General features: G+C 65.2%; 18 protein-coding genes and 1 tRNA gene. 3 read left to right on the top strand and 16 right to left on the bottom strand.

Annotation, left to right across the window (positions count from 1 at the left end; genetic code table 11):
- Positions 1–29: 29 nt before the first annotated feature.
- Complete coding sequence (locus VSO01S_RS01150; protein WP_153305086.1) at positions 30–1157, bottom strand: helix-turn-helix transcriptional regulator; 1128 nt, start codon at positions 1155–1157, stop codon at positions 30–32.
- 133 nt (positions 1158–1290) lie between these two features.
- Between VSO01S_RS01150 and VSO01S_RS01145 the strand changes: the two genes are divergently transcribed.
- Positions 1291–2250, top strand: a complete 960-nt coding sequence (locus VSO01S_RS01145; RefSeq protein ID WP_068639965.1) for a DUF5996 family protein — start codon at positions 1291–1293, stop codon at positions 2248–2250.
- Positions 2251–2303: 53 nt separating this feature from the next.
- Here the strand turns inward: VSO01S_RS01145 and VSO01S_RS01140 are convergent.
- The 6 genes from VSO01S_RS01140 to petA form a co-directional block, all read right to left on the bottom strand.
- Positions 2304–2379, bottom strand: a tRNA-Thr gene (locus VSO01S_RS01140).
- A 75-nt stretch (positions 2380–2454) separates the two neighbouring features.
- Positions 2455–3024, bottom strand: a complete 570-nt coding sequence (locus VSO01S_RS01135; RefSeq protein ID WP_068639964.1) for a ClpXP protease specificity-enhancing factor — start codon at positions 3022–3024, stop codon at positions 2455–2457.
- A gap of 45 nt (positions 3025–3069) precedes the next feature.
- Entirely contained in the window at positions 3070–3681 is a 612-nt protein-coding gene (locus VSO01S_RS01130; protein WP_007835362.1) for a glutathione S-transferase N-terminal domain-containing protein, read from the bottom strand.
- Positions 3682–3782: 101 nt separating this feature from the next.
- Positions 3783–4538 carry a cytochrome c1 gene (locus tag VSO01S_RS01125; protein ID WP_068639963.1) on the bottom strand — a complete coding sequence of 252 codons (756 nt, stop codon included), beginning with the start codon at positions 4536–4538 and terminating at the stop codon, positions 3783–3785.
- Positions 4539–4554: 16 nt separating this feature from the next.
- Positions 4555–5955: a cytochrome b gene (locus tag VSO01S_RS01120; protein ID WP_068639962.1), complete on the bottom strand. Its 1401-nt coding sequence runs from the start codon at positions 5953–5955 to the stop codon at positions 4555–4557.
- 10 nt (positions 5956–5965) lie between these two features.
- The gene (gene petA / locus VSO01S_RS01115) at positions 5966–6583 is read right to left on the bottom strand and encodes a ubiquinol-cytochrome c reductase iron-sulfur subunit (protein WP_068639961.1); all 618 of its coding nucleotides are present in this window, start codon (positions 6581–6583) and stop codon (positions 5966–5968) included.
- Between the two features lie 173 nt (positions 6584–6756).
- Here petA and mscL point away from each other — a divergent pair, with 173 nt between their 5' ends.
- A complete protein-coding gene (mscL, locus tag VSO01S_RS01110; protein WP_068639960.1) occupies positions 6757–7179 on the top strand; it encodes a large conductance mechanosensitive channel protein MscL in 423 nt (140 codons plus the stop codon).
- Here mscL and pdxA read toward each other — a convergent pair.
- On the bottom strand, positions 7166–8206 hold the full coding sequence (gene pdxA / locus VSO01S_RS01105; RefSeq protein ID WP_068639959.1) for a 4-hydroxythreonine-4-phosphate dehydrogenase PdxA: 1041 nt from the start codon (positions 8204–8206) through the stop codon (positions 7166–7168). The genes mscL and pdxA overlap by 14 nt on opposite strands.
- Positions 8203–8973: a Nif3-like dinuclear metal center hexameric protein gene (locus VSO01S_RS01100; protein WP_068639958.1), complete on the bottom strand. Its 771-nt coding sequence runs from the start codon at positions 8971–8973 to the stop codon at positions 8203–8205. Before VSO01S_RS01100 ends, pdxA begins: the two co-directional genes overlap by 4 nt.
- A gap of 98 nt (positions 8974–9071) precedes the next feature.
- Between VSO01S_RS01100 and VSO01S_RS01095 the strand changes: the two genes are divergently transcribed.
- Entirely contained in the window at positions 9072–10229 is a 1158-nt protein-coding gene (locus VSO01S_RS01095; protein ID WP_068639957.1) for a S1C family serine protease, read from the top strand.
- Between the two features lie 126 nt (positions 10230–10355).
- Here the strand turns inward: VSO01S_RS01095 and tatC are convergent, their stop codons facing one another.
- The 7 genes from tatC to hisI form a co-directional block, all read right to left on the bottom strand.
- A complete protein-coding gene (tatC, locus tag VSO01S_RS01090; protein ID WP_068639956.1) occupies positions 10356–11162 on the bottom strand; it encodes a twin-arginine translocase subunit TatC in 807 nt (268 codons plus the stop codon).
- Between the two features lie 67 nt (positions 11163–11229).
- Positions 11230–11685 carry a Sec-independent protein translocase protein TatB gene (gene tatB / locus VSO01S_RS01085; protein ID WP_068639955.1) on the bottom strand — a complete coding sequence of 152 codons (456 nt, stop codon included), beginning with the start codon at positions 11683–11685 and terminating at the stop codon, positions 11230–11232.
- Between the two features lie 16 nt (positions 11686–11701).
- Positions 11702–11938: a Sec-independent protein translocase subunit TatA gene (gene tatA / locus VSO01S_RS01080; protein WP_068639954.1), complete on the bottom strand. Its 237-nt coding sequence runs from the start codon at positions 11936–11938 to the stop codon at positions 11702–11704.
- 45 nt (positions 11939–11983) lie between these two features.
- On the bottom strand, positions 11984–12343 hold the full coding sequence (locus VSO01S_RS01075; protein WP_068639953.1) for a histidine triad nucleotide-binding protein: 360 nt from the start codon (positions 12341–12343) through the stop codon (positions 11984–11986).
- On the bottom strand, positions 12333–12722 hold the full coding sequence (locus tag VSO01S_RS01070) for a DUF4870 family protein (protein ID WP_068639952.1): 390 nt from the start codon (positions 12720–12722) through the stop codon (positions 12333–12335). The genes VSO01S_RS01075 and VSO01S_RS01070 overlap by 11 nt, the downstream gene beginning before the upstream one ends.
- A gap of 26 nt (positions 12723–12748) precedes the next feature.
- Positions 12749–13114 (bottom strand): phosphoribosyl-ATP diphosphatase, encoded by a 366-nt coding sequence (locus tag VSO01S_RS01065; protein WP_068639951.1) that lies wholly within the window; start codon positions 13112–13114, stop codon positions 12749–12751.
- A 13-nt stretch (positions 13115–13127) separates the two neighbouring features.
- Positions 13128–13517 (bottom strand): phosphoribosyl-AMP cyclohydrolase, encoded by a 390-nt coding sequence (gene hisI, locus VSO01S_RS01060; protein ID WP_068639950.1) that lies wholly within the window; start codon positions 13515–13517, stop codon positions 13128–13130.
- Positions 13518–13615: the final 98 nt, after the last annotated feature.

Genomic DNA, 13615 nt, shown 5'->3' with positions numbered 1-13615 from the left:
GAGCAGCCGCCAGGCCCGCCGCCGGCGGGTCAGCCGGGCACGTGCAGCAGCAGGCTCACCAGTTCGGCCTGCCGCGAAGTCGTGGTCTTCTGGAAGATGGCCTTGAGTTGCGTGCGCACCGTCGCCACGGACAGGCCTGCCACCTCCGCGTACTCCTGCAGCGTATCGCCGCGGCACAGGGCGACCGCGAGCGCCCCCTCGGCCCGGCTCAGGCCGTACATCTGGTTCAGCGCATTGGGAGACGGTGCGACGCCCAGGTTGCGCTGGCGTACCGTGACCAGCACGCTGGCCAGGTCGAGATTCCAGGCAGAAGCGCTGCGGTCGAGATCCAGCGGGGCGATGCTGACCATCAGCGCGCCGCCGGGCGCATGTTGCCCCACGAGCCGGCTGCATCCCGAGCGATGGTCCAGCGCATGCCGCACGGCGGCGCTCAGCGCCTCGTCGTCCCGCGGGTCGCATGCCATCAGCCTGGCGTGCCGCAGCCGGAGGATGGAAGCTTCGCGCAGGTGCGCCTCCGCCTTCTCGTTGGCATAGACCAGCTCGCCCAGTGAATTGAGGCCGAAGAGGGCCAGCCCTTGCGACTGCGCGACGTGTTCCCCAGCGGCGGCGGCCATCCGCAGCGCCCGCGTGTCGGCCCATAACTGGGAGGCCCGGCCGAAGTGAGCCACCAGGCGCTCGGCCTCCATCAGCGCATCCGCGGCAAAGGGCTGGTTGCCGACGTCGCGCATGAGCCCCAGCACGAAATCCTGGTTGCCGTCGGTCCAGACCCTGGCGCCAGCCACGTAGCGCGAACCCGCCGGGATGAGGAAATCCTGGAAGAACTCGTCCCGGCTGACCACATCGCTCGAGAAATGCTCATGGCAGGCCAGCACGCTGCCGATGGGCTGCGAATCCAGCAGCTTGCGGCGCGGGTCGATGGCGCCGTAGTAGGCCGCATAGTCTTCGATGCCGTCCGCCAGGCCGGCATGCGAATAGACGTTGAAGCGGGTCGTCATCCGCTGACGGTCCCAAGCCAGGAAATGGAAGGTGTCGGCGCCCACCCTCGCGGCAACCGCCGAGATGGCGCCATGCATCTCGCCCGGATAGAGCGCCGCACGGTAAAGCCCCGCCACGGCGTCTTCATGCACAGGGGACTTCGAATGCGGGGAACTCGTCATCTGATCTGATCCGCAATTAACTTTTAGACACAGTGGACCAAATCATTACTCGTCGGTCAACCGGATCGGTGACGGGCGCAGGCGTTGCGGGTGGTTTGCAGGGAGAATCTGCCCCGAAACCAGGAGCCATGCGATGCAAGAAGCTCAGCGCCTTCAGAAGCCTTGGCCGGCACTGGACTACGCCCAGTGGCGCGACACCTTGCAGACCTTGCACCTGTGGACGCAGATCGTCGGCAAGGTGCGGCTGACCCTGTCGCCCTGGCTCAATCACGGCTGGCAGGTTCCCCTGTACGTCACCGCACGCGGGCTCGGCACCACGGCCATCCATGCGGCCGGCGGCCTGCTCGAGATCGAGTTCGACTTCATCGATCACCGACTTGTGGTGCGCCATTCGCAAGGGCCGGACCGCGGCTTTGCCTTGGAGCCGATGTCCGTCGCCTCTTTCTACCGCCGGTTGATGAACGGACTGCAGGCGGCAGGCTTTGCGGTCGCCATCAACGTGGTGCCCAACGAAGTGCCGGACCCGATCCGCTTTCCCGATGACGAACTGCACGCCTCCTACGACGGCGATGCGGTGCATCGCTTCTGGCGGGCGCTGGTGCAGGTGGACCGCGTCTTCAGGATGTTTCGCACCAGCTTCCTCGGCAAGTGCAGCCCGGTGCATTTCTTCTGGGGCAGCTTCGACCTGGCCGTCACGCGCTTCTCGGGCCGGCCGGCGCCCTTGCACCCGGGCGGCTTCCCAGGCTTGCCGGATCCGGTCACGCGTGAAGCGTATTCGCACGAAGTCAGCAGCGCCGGTTTCTGGCCCGGCAGCGAGGCGCATCCCGAGGCGGCCTTCTTTTCGTACGCCTACCCGACACCGTCCGGATTCGCCCAGGCGGCCGTCCAACCGGGCCAGGCGTTCTGGAGCGAGACGTTCGGCGAGTGGATGCTGCCTTATGAGGCGGTCCGCACGGCGGCGGATCCTGATGCGGCCTTGCTGGCCTTCCTGAACACCACCTACCGGGCGGCCGCCGATCTGGCGGATTGGGATCGCGGCCTCGAATGCGGAATCGGCGCTGCCGGGAAGCCGCGATCAGTGCGCCACGGCTAGCGTTCGAACAAGGAAAAGGCCCGGCCAACGCTGGACGTTGCCGGGCCTTCGAATGGTGCCGCTTGTCGGAATCGAACTGACGACCTTCCGCTTACAAGGCGGGTGCTCTACCAACTGAGCTAAAGCGGCGTAGCCCGGCATTCTATCGGGGTCCCCCGCCGTTCCTCGGGGAGCCCCTCGTTGCTGCCGGTTGAGATGAATTGACTACTTGATACGCTTGAGCGAGGGACGGGCGCCCGCGCCCGAAGGCGGCTTGGGCGGCTCGTCGTCGCCGGCAGGCGACGAAGGCGATGCCGTTTCGGCCCCCAGTTCCACCTCGTCGCCTGTCACCAGGTGAACGATGCGGGACGCATCGGCTTCTGCCGTGCGCGCACCGGCGCCCTTGGCCGGCGAAGGACCCGCGGAAGGCACTGGCGCAGGCGCGTGCCCGGCGCCGCCGGCAGCCGACGGGGCTGGCGCCGGGAAGGCCATGCCCTGCCCGTTCTCGCGTGCGTAGATGGCAATCACCCGACCCACCGGCACGATGATCTCGCGCGCGGTGCCGGCAAAGCGGGCCTTGAACTCGATGAAGTCATTGCCCAGCTTGAGCGAGCTGGTGGCATCGAAGCTGATGTTCAGCACGATCTCGCCGTTCTTCACGTATTCGCGGGGCACCTGCACGCCCTCGTCGACCTGCACGGCGATGTACGGCGTGAAGCCGTTGTCGGTGCACCATTCGTACAAGGCCCGGATGAGGTACGGGCGGGTGGAAGAGGACTCGATCGCGCTGATCATTGGCTCGAAAGTGTGCTGAAAAGTTGCCTGCCGCAACTCTACAGCTTACTTGCGCATCACCTTTTCGGAGGGGGTCAATGCTTCGATGTAGGCAGGGCGTGAAAAAATGCGCTCGGCGTACTTCAGCAGCGGCGCGGCATTCTTGCTCAGGTCGATGCCGTAGTAGTCCAGGCGCCACAGCAGCGGCGCGATGGCCACGTCGAGCATCGAGAAGTTGTCGCCCAGCATGTACTTGTTCTTGAGGAACACGGGGGCCAGCTGCGTCAGGCGGTCGCGGATGTGCGAGCGGGCCTTTTCGAGCGCCTTCTCGTTGCCCTTGGTGGTGCGGTTCTCCAGGGTGGAGACATGCACGAACAGTTCCTTCTCGAAGTTGAGCAGGAACAGGCGAACGCGGGCGCGGTCCACCGGGTCGCCGGGCATCAGCTGCGGGTGCGGGAAGCGCTCGTCGATGTACTCGTTGATGATGTTCGACTCGTACAGGATGAGATCGCGCTCGACCAGGATCGGCACCTGGCCGTACGGGTTCATCACGCTGATGTCTTCGGGCTTGTTGTAGAGATCGACGTCGCGGATCTCGAAATCCATGCCCTTTTCAAACAGCACGAAGCGGCAGCGGTGGGAAAAGGGGCAGGTGGTTCCTGAATAAAGCACCATCATGGCGAGAGACTCCTAAAAATCAAAAAGAGTGGTTTGCCCCCAAGGGCAACCACTCTGCGGGACGAGGGGGCAAAGCCCGCCTCGATCAGCGTTGCTTGGAATTACTTGACGTCTTTCCAATAAGCGGCGTTCAAGCGCCACACGAAAACCAGTGCCAGCGACAGGAATAGCAAGACCCAGACGCCGACCCGGATGCGGGTGTTCTGCGCTGGCTCGGCCATCCACTGCATGTAGTTGACGAGGTCGCCCACGGCCTGGTCGAACTGCATCGGCGTCATGGTACCCGGGGTGACCTGCTCGAAGCCCGACACCACACGCACCTTGTGCCCGTGCTGTTCGATTTCCTTGTAGACCGGGCGGCGCTCGCCTTGCAGTTCCCAGAGGACGTTGGGCATGGCCACGCTCGGGAAGGCCAGATTATCCCATCCCGTGGCCTTGCTCTCGTCGCGGTAGAAAGTGCGCAGGTAGGTGTAGAGGTAATCGGCACCCGTGCCGCCATGGCCGGCGCGCGAGCGGGCCACCAGCGTGAGGTCGGGCGGCACCGTGCCGAACCAGTCCTTGGCTTGGCGGGGATTGATGTTGGCCTGCATGGTTTCGCCCACCTTGTCGGTGGTGAACAGCAGGTTGTCCTTGATCTGCTTTTCGGTGATGCCGATGTCCTGCAGGCGGTTGTAGCGCATGAAGGCGGCCGAATGGCAGTTGAGGCAGTAATTGACGAAAAGCTTGGCGCCGTTTTGCAGCGAGGCCATGTCGGTGGTCTTGTTGGGCGCCTTGTCCCAGGCGATGCCGCCCTCGGCGGCTTGGGCGCCCGCCGCGAAACCCAGGGCGGCAATCAGCGTGAGGATGATCTTTTTCATTCTTGTGTGCTCCCGCTCAATGCGCCGAATAGGTCACGCGGTCGGGTACCGGCTTGAATTCGCCAAGCCGGCTCCACCAGGGCATGAGCAGGAAGAAGCCGAAATAGAACAGGGTGCCGATCTGCGACACACGCTCGCCGGTGGGCGACGGCGGCTGCACACCCAGGTACGCCAGCACGATGAAATCGACGACGAACACGAAGTAGACCCACTTGTGCCAGCTCGGGCGATAGCGGATCGACTTCACCGGGCTGTGGTCCAGCCAGGGCAGGAAGAACAGGATGATGACCGCGCCGCCCATGACCACGACGCCCCAGAACTTGGCGTCGATGGACAGCATGGCGGCCGCCACCACGACCGCGGCGATCACGATCACGGCCTTGACCAGGCCGATGAGGCGCGTCTTCCACACGCCGAACACGGCGCCGGCCACCACGCAGGCGATCAGCGCATACATCATCTCGCTGGTGATGGCACGCAGCATCGAATAGAACGGCGTGAAGTACCACACCGGGGCGATGTGGTTGGGCGTCTTGAGCGAATCGGCCGGGATGAAGTTGTTGTACTCGAGGAAGTAGCCGCCGGCCTCGGGGGCGAAGAAGATCACCGCCGAGAACACCAGCAGGAACACCACCACGCCCAGGATGTCATGCACCGTGTAGTAGGGGTGGAAGGGGATACCGTCGAGCGGGCGGCCCTTGTCGTCGAGCTTGCTCTTGATTTCCACGCCGTCGGGGTTGTTGGAGCCAACTTCGTGCAGCGCGATCAGGTGCGCCACCACCAGGCCCAGCAGCACCAGCGGCACGGCGATGACGTGGAAGCTGAAGAAGCGGTTGAGCGTGGCGTCGCTCACCACGTAGTCGCCGCGGATCAGCAGGGCCAGGTCAGGACCGATGAAGGGAATGGCGGAGAACAGGTTCACGATCACCTGTGCGCCCCAGTACGACATCTGGCCCCAGGGCAGCAGGTAGCCCATGAAGGCTTCGGCCATCAGGCACAGGAAGATGGCGCAGCCGAAGATCCAGACCAGCTCGCGCGGCTTGCGGTAGCTGCCGTAGAGCAGCCCGCGGAACATGTGCAGGTACACCACCACGAAGAAGGCCGAGGCGCCCGTGGAGTGCATGTAGCGGATGAGCCATCCCCACGGGACGTCTCGCATGATGTACTCGACCGATGCGAAGGCCAGCGTCGCGTCGGGCTTGTAGTGCATCACCAGGAAGATGCCGGTGACGATCTGGATGACCAGGACCAGCAGCGCCAGCGAGCCGAAGATGTACCAGAAGTTGAAGTTCTTCGGCGCGTAGTAGTCCGCCATGTGCTCGTTGTAGAGCTTGGACAACGGGAAGCGGTTGTCCACCCAGTTGAGCAGTTTCTGGCTGGCGGCGGCGTTGGGGGAGATTTCCTTGAGTTCTGCCATGTTCTTTTCCTCAGGCGGCCTTCTTGTCATCGCCGATCAGAAGGCGCGTGTCGGAAAGATACATGTGGGGTGGGACCGGCAGGTTGTCGGGCGCGGGCTTGTTCTTGAAGACGCGGCCGGCCAGGTCGAAGGTCGAGCCGTGGCAGGGGCAGAGGAAGCCGCCCTCCCAGTTGTCGGGCAGCGACGGCTGCGGCCCGGTCTGGAACTTGTCGATGGGCGAGCAGCCCAGGTGGGTGCAGATGCCCACCACCACCAGCACGTCGGGCTTGATCGAGCGGTGCTCGTTCTGCGCGTATTTGGGGGTGAATTCGTCTGGATTGCGCTTGGACGCCGGGTCGGCCAGCTGGCCATCGAGCTTGGCAAGTTCTGCGATCTGCTGGGGCGTTCGCTTGAGGATCCACACCGGCTTGCCCCGCCATTCGACGGTGACCTTTTCGCCGGGCTTGAGCCCACTGATGTCCACCTCGACCGGGGCCCCCGCCGCCTTGGCCTTTTCTGAAGGTTCGAAGGTACTCACGAAGGGGACGGCAGTTGCCACGCCGCCCACCACTCCGGCACAGCCGGATGCGATCAACCAAGTCCTTTTGCTGCTGTCGACCCGGGGCTGGCCGACGGTGGTCTCACTCATTTATAGGGTCCTCAATCTTCTTCGTTGGGGTACTTGCAGGCTCAACGAATCATTGTAGCGGAGCGTAAATGGCGAACTCAACGCGAGCAGACCCGAGGTGCGCACCGTGTTGCGCCCAAGCCTCCTCCCTATACTTGGCGCCGTTTTCAACAACAAGCGCGCGGGGAATCAACATGAGCTTCATGAGCGAGTTTCGAGAGTTCGCAGTCAAGGGCAACGTCGTCGACCTGGCCGTCGGCGTGATCATCGGCGGCGCCTTTGGCAAGATCGTCGACTCCCTGGTGGCCGATGTGATCATGCCGATCGTGGGCCTGATCTTCGGCAAGCTGGACTTCTCGAACCTGTACATCGTGCTGGGCACCGTGCCCGCCGGCGTGGCGAACACGCTGGCCGATCTGAAGAAGGCGGGCGTGCCGGTGCTGGCCTACGGCAACTTCATCACCGTGGCGGTCAACTTCGTGATCCTGGCCTTCGTGATCTTCGTGATGGTCAAGCAGATCAACCGCCTGCGCAACACGGCGCCTCCGCCGCCTGCGGCCACGCCGGAAGACATCACGCTGCTGCGCGAGATCCGCGACAGCCTCAAGCGGTCCTGACGAGCGCGCGGGCGACCCGGATCGCCTCGACCAGGCTGGCGGCGTCGGCCCGACCGGTGCCGGCAAGGTCGAATGCGGTACCATGGTCGGGGCTGGTGCGCACCAGCGGCAGCCCGAGCGTGACGTTCACGCCTTTTTCCACGCCGAGGTACTTCACGGGGATCAGGCCCTGGTCGTGGTACATCGCAACCACGACATCGAATTCACCCTTGCGGGCGCGCATGAAGACCGTGTCCGGAGCGTAGGGGCCGCTGGCCACGATGCCCCCGGCTCGCGCGGTCTCGATGGCAGGCGCGATGACGAGCTGTTCTTCCGAGCCGAACAGGCCGCCCTCCCCCGCATGCGGATTGAGCCCCGCCACGGCAATGCGTGGCGCATGGCCCAGCGCCTTCGACAAGGCTTCGTGCGTGATGCGCAAGGTCTGCGCTACACCATCAAAGGTGACGGCTTCGATGGCGGCACGCAGGGACACATGGATGCTCACGAGCACGGTGCGCAACTCGTCATTGGCCAGCATCATGCGCACGGGCACTTCTGCCACCGTGCGTCCAAGATGCCGCGCAGCCTCGCTCTGCAGCAGCTCCGTGTGGCCGGGAAAATCGAAGCCGGCGGCCGACAGCGCCTCCTTGTGCAGGGGCGCGGTGACGATGGCCGCGACGTCGCCAGCCAGTGCGGCCCGTGCCGCCCAGGTCACCGCATCGCCCGCGGCGCGGCCCGCCGCGGCGCTCACCTGTCCAAGCACCACTTCGGGCACCGTGCCGACCACCTGCATGACGGGCACGCTGCCCGGCGGCGCAGACCAGGCCTCGGCCGGATCGTCGATCACCACCGTCGGCCATGCCGGCGCCCCCGGACGGGCCAGGATCGATGCGGCGCGCCGCATGCAGCCCACGTCGCCTGCGACGAAGGTGCCACGCACGAGTTCGGGCGCTTCGCGGAAGGCCTTCACCACGATCTCGGGGCCGATGCCGGCCGGATCGCCCATGGTGATGGCCAGCGGCGCCGGCGCTGCGGAAGCGGTGGTCACGCGGGATTGTCGATGTCGATGAATTCGTGCGCCAGGCCCAGCTGGGCCGCCACATGCGCTGCCACGGCCGGTGCGCCGTAGCGCTCGGTGGCATGGTGCCCGCAGGCGAGGAAGCTCACACCCATCTCGCGCGCGTAGTGCGCCTGCGGCTCCGAGATCTCGCCGGTGATGAAGGCATCGGCACCGGCCGCAATCGCCGCTTCGAAGTAGCCTTGCGCGCCGCCCGTGCACCAGGCCACGTTCTTGATGGGGCGCTGCCCTTCGACCAGGGTCACGGGGCGCTTGAGCACGCGCTCGACGTGAGCCGCGAGCTTCCTGCCATTGGCAAAGGTGGCGCCATCCTCGGGCGCCCCCAGGAAGCCGATTTCCTGGTCGCCGAAACGGCCCGCAGAGCCCGTGTGCGCCACCAGCCCCAGTTGCAGGCCCAACTGCGCGTTGTTGCCCAGCTCGGGGTGCGCATCCAGCGGCAGGTGATAGGCGAACAGGTTGACGTCGTCGCCCAGCAGCAGCCCCAGCCGCTGCCGCATCCAGCCGGTGACCCGGCCGTCCTGGCCGCGCCAGAACAGGCCATGGTGCACGAAGATCGCATCGGCGTCGGCGTGAATGGCCGCCTCGATCAAGGCGCGGCTCGCCGTTACGCCGGAGACGATCTTTCGCACCGCGGTACGGCCTTCGACTTGCAGGCCGTTGGGGCCGTAGTCCTTGAAGCGCTCGGGGGCGAGCAGCAGGTCGAAGGCATGGAGGAGTTCATGGCGCGTCGTGCTCATCGCATCATTTTCACCCCGCCCGCGCCGGCCTGCATCCCCTGCTCGCGCAGGACCCGGCGGCTGAGGGACAATCCGCAGCGTCAACATCCCCATCTCACATGAAGCGTTTCTGGTTGCTCTTTTCCCAGGCCGTCACGGTCGTCCTGGCCGGCTATTTCGTCGTGGCCACCCTGAAGCCGGAGTGGATACACCAGCGGTCCACCAGCCTGGGCGGCGTGGTCTCGGTGCTCGAGGCGCCCGTGGCCGCGCCGCAGCCGCCTGCCGCGGGCAGCCTGAGCGCCGCGGCCAAGCGCGCGGCGCCGGCGGTGGTGAGCATCAACACCAGCAAGGCCGCGCCGCGCCATCCGCGCAGCAACGACCCCTGGTTCCGCTTCTTCTTCGGCGACCAGGACGACCAGCCCCAGGTGGGCCTGGGCAGCGGCGTGATCGTCAGCCCCGAGGGCTACATCCTCACCAACAACCATGTGGTGGAAGGTGCCGACGAGATCGCCGTCACCCTCACCGACGGCCGCCAGGCCCAAGCCAAGGTGATCGGCACCGACCCCGACACCGACCTGGCCGTGCTCAAGATCGACCTGGACAAGCTGCCCGTCATCGTGCTGGGCAACTCCGACACGCTGCAGGTGGGCGACCAGGTGCTGGCCATCGGCAATCCGTTCGGGGTGGGGCAGACGGTCACCAGCGGCATCGTCTCGGCCCTGGGCCGCAACCAGCTGGGCATCAACACCTTCGAGAACTTCATCCAGACCGATGCGGCCATCAACCCCGGCAACTCCGGCGGCGCGCTGGTGGACGTTGGTGGCAACCTCGAAGGCATCAATACCGCGATCTACTCCCGCTCGGGCGGCAGCATGGGCATCGGATTCGCCATTCCGGTGTCCACCGCCAAGCATGTGCTGGAAGACATCGTGAAGGAAGGCAAGGTCACGCGCGGCTGGATCGGCGTGGAACCCAACGACCTCTCCCCCGAGTTGGCCGAGACCTTCGGCGTGAAGGCCAAGAGCGGCGTCATCATCACCGGCGTGCTCCAGAACGGTCCGGCCGCACGCGCCGGCATCCGGCCTGGCGATGTGATCACCAGCGTGGCCGAGAAGAAGATCGAGAACGTGCAGGAGCTGCTGACGGCAGTGGCAGGCCTCAAGCCCGGCAATGCCGCGCGCTTCTCGCTGCAGCGCGGCGGCGACCGGATGGAGCTCGACGTCACCCCGGGCCTGCGGCCCAGGACGCCGGTGCGGCGCGTCCCGGAAAGGGAATAGACAACCGGCCTTAGAGCCAGCCCCGCACCGCGGAACCGGCTTTGCCGGGCCGCAGGTGGGGTCCCCTCCTCGGGAGGTGGCGAACTACACGCAGCGAAGCGGAGTGAAAAGCCGGGAGGACTCAGTTCAAGCGGAATCCGCTTTTTCGGACGCTTCGCCCTCGGCCTCCGGCGACTTCGAGACCTTCACGAAGTACTGGGCCGCGATGATGCCGACCTCGTAGAGCAGGCACATCGGCACCGCCAGGGCGAGTTGCGAGATGACGTCGGGCGGTGTCAGCACGGCCGCGACCACGAAGGCACCCACCACGAAGTAGCCGCGGAAGCTGCGCAGCTTCTCGACCGTGACCATCTCGAAGCGCACCAGCAGCATCACCACGATGGGCACCTGGAAAGCCACCCCGAAGGCGATGTAGAGGGAAAGAATCGATTCCACGTAGGACGCGATGTCCGGCGTGGCCGCCACACTGGCCGGCGTGAAGCGCTGGATGAAGCCGAACATCTTGTCCAGCACGAAGAACTGAACGAAAGCGATGCCGCCGTAGGCCAGCAGGCTGCCGAAAATGATCAGCGGCAGGGCGAATTTCTTCTCGTGGCTGTACAGGCCGGGCGCCACGAACATCCACGCCTGGTACATGAGCCAGGGCAGCGCCAGCAGCACCGCCGCCATCAGCAGCACCTTGAGCGGCACGAAGAAGGGAGAGAACACGCCCACCGCGATCAGCTTGGCATCGGGCGGCATGTGGGCCTTGATGGGAACCGCGATCATGTCGATCAGCCCCGAGGGCCCCGGCCAGATGGCCAGCAGCGCACCGGCCACCGCCAGCCCGTAGATGCAGTACAGCAGGCGGTCGCGCAGCTCCATGAGGTGCGCGACGAAGGGCTGCTCGGTGCCGGCGAGTTCGTCTTCTTTGTTCTTGTCGGATTCAGCCATGGATCGTGGGTGGGCCGGTATCCGGCACGCGTTGGAACGCGAAAAAAGGCGCGACGTGGGCGCCTTGCTAATTGAACTTGTGCGGACGGTAGCGTGCCACCCGTGCCGCGCCGGAAAGCGCCTTGGTGCGCACGCCGTTGCGTGCCTTGTACCACTGGGGCGTGGCCCCCTGCTTCAAGCGCCAGTTCTTGCGCGGGTGCTTGTACTGGGGATAGTCGGGCGGGGTCTCGAGCGGCGTAAAGGGCAGGCTTTCGCCTTCCAGTTGCTGCTTGACCCCTTCGGCCTCGGTGCGGATGCTCTGCTCCACGTCGCGGGCAGCGCCCTCGACCGTGTCCTTCATCTTGCGCAGCTCGTCCAACTCCATCGACCGGTTGACCTCGGCCTTGACGTCGTTGACATAGCGCTGCGCCTTGCCCAGCAGGGTGCCGACGGTCCGCGCGACCCGAGGCAGCTTTTCCGGGCCGATGACGACCAGCGCCACGGCGCCGATCAGTGCCAGCTTGGAAATGCCGAGTTCGAGCACGTGAGCAGCAGCCGGATCAGGACTTCTGACGCGCTTCGACGTCGATGGTCGGCTTGTCGGCGGCGGTGGCCGAGGTCACCTGCGCAGGCGGGGCGGCCGGCGCGTCGGGCGCAGAGCCGTCCTTCATGCCGTCCTTGAAGCCCTTGACGGCGCCGCCCAGGTCGGAGCCCATGTTCTTGAGCTTCTTGGTGCCAAACACCATCACGACGATGAGCAGCACGATCAGCCAGTGCCAGATAGAAAACGAACCCATGGAAAGCTCCTGAAGAATTGCTGCAATTTTAGACGGCCGAAGATGTCATCCCCGTGCCCAAGGGCGGGGGCCGCCCATGACGTGAACATGGAGATGCTGCACTTCCTGGCCGCCTTCCGCACCGGTATTGACCACGACCCGGAATCCGCCTTCCGGGTAGGGACGGCAGCCATTCTCGAGCGCCAGCTGGGGCGCCAGTGTCATGATTTTTCCCATCAGCGCGGAATCCTCCGGCGTCAATTGGGCCATGGAAGGAATGTGGCGCTTGGGCACCAGCATGAAATGCACCGGCGCCCAGGGGGCGATGTCGTGAAAACCGAACAGTTCCTCGTCCTCGTAGACCTTCTTCGAGGGGATCTTGCCTTCGATGATCTTGCAGAAGATGCAGTTCGGGTCAGACGACATTCGTGGGCTCCATGGGTTGGCCGGCGTTCATGCGCACCATCCCCTTGACGATGCGGTAGAGAAACCAGAGCGAAATCAGCGCCCAGGCGATCCAGCCGGGCACATAAAGAAGCAGATAGAGCGGAATAGTTACCACATAGAGCACGCCCGCCCACAGCACCGAGCGGATGCGCCAGCTGAAATGCGAGGCCTGCCACGTGCCGGCCGCGTCGTCGCGCTTGACCAGATCCATGACCAACGCAATCAGCAGCAGGCCGATGGAAACGTAGGCGCCGGGCACCACCGCGGCCACCGCCACGACCAGATGCAGGATGTAGCTGACCCAGCCCCAGGTCTTGAGCGAATCGTCGGCCGGCGCGGGAACGATCTCGTTGGCCATAGTCTTTGCGGCTCCTTCTTCGCGGATCAGTCGTTCGAGGCTTCGCGCGCCTGCGCCTTGCGCAGCGCCTTTTCCTCGATGCCGCTGGTGCCTTCGCGGCGCTCCAGTTCGGCCACCACGTCGGCTGGCGAAAGCCCGTAGTGCGCCAGGGCGATCATGCTGTGAAACCACAGGTCTGCCACTTCGTTGACCACCTTCTGGCGCTCACCGCCATGGTCCGCGTCCTTGGCAGCCATGACCACCTCGGTGGCTTCTTCACCAATCTTTTTCAGGAACGCGTCGGGGCCCTTGTGCAGCAGGCGGGCGACGTAGCTCTTGTCGGGGTCGCCCCCGCGCGCCGGCAGGCGGCTTTCGATCACGGCGGCTAGGCGCGCCAGGGCGTCGGTACTCATCTTCTCTTGGAATTTACTTGTAGATGCTTTCCGGGTCTTTCAAGACCGGTTCGGTCACGACCCATTGGCCATTTTCATATTTGCTGAAGAAGCAGCTGTGACGCCCCGTGTGGCAGGCAATGCCCGGCTCGTGGCCCAGCTGGGTGATCTTGAGCAGCACCACGTCGTTGTCGCAATCGATGCGGATCTCGTGCACCGTCTGCACGTGGCCCGACTCTTCGCCCTTGAACCACAGCTTGCCGCGCGAGCGGCTGAAGTACACCGCGCGGCCCAGTTCGGCCGTCTTGGCCAGGGCCTCGCGGTTCATCCAGGCGAACATCATGACGTCGCCGCTGGACGCTTCCTGCGCGATCACCGGCACCAGGCCGTTCGCGTCCCATTTCACTTCATCGAGCCAAGTCATTGGCCCACCCCCAGTCTTCGCGCACTTCGTGTCGCTTCGCCAACCCCTTCGAGGGGGCCACACCAGCGGCCCGGCAAAGCCGGTTCCGCGGTGCTTCA

Origin of the sequence: Variovorax soli NBRC 106424 (genome assembly GCF_001591385.1) — a bacterium.
GTDB lineage: Bacteria > Pseudomonadota > Gammaproteobacteria > Burkholderiales > Burkholderiaceae_C > Variovorax > Variovorax soli.
The sequence above is the reverse complement of the archived record's forward strand: the minus strand, read 5'-3'. Positions and strand labels throughout refer to the sequence as shown.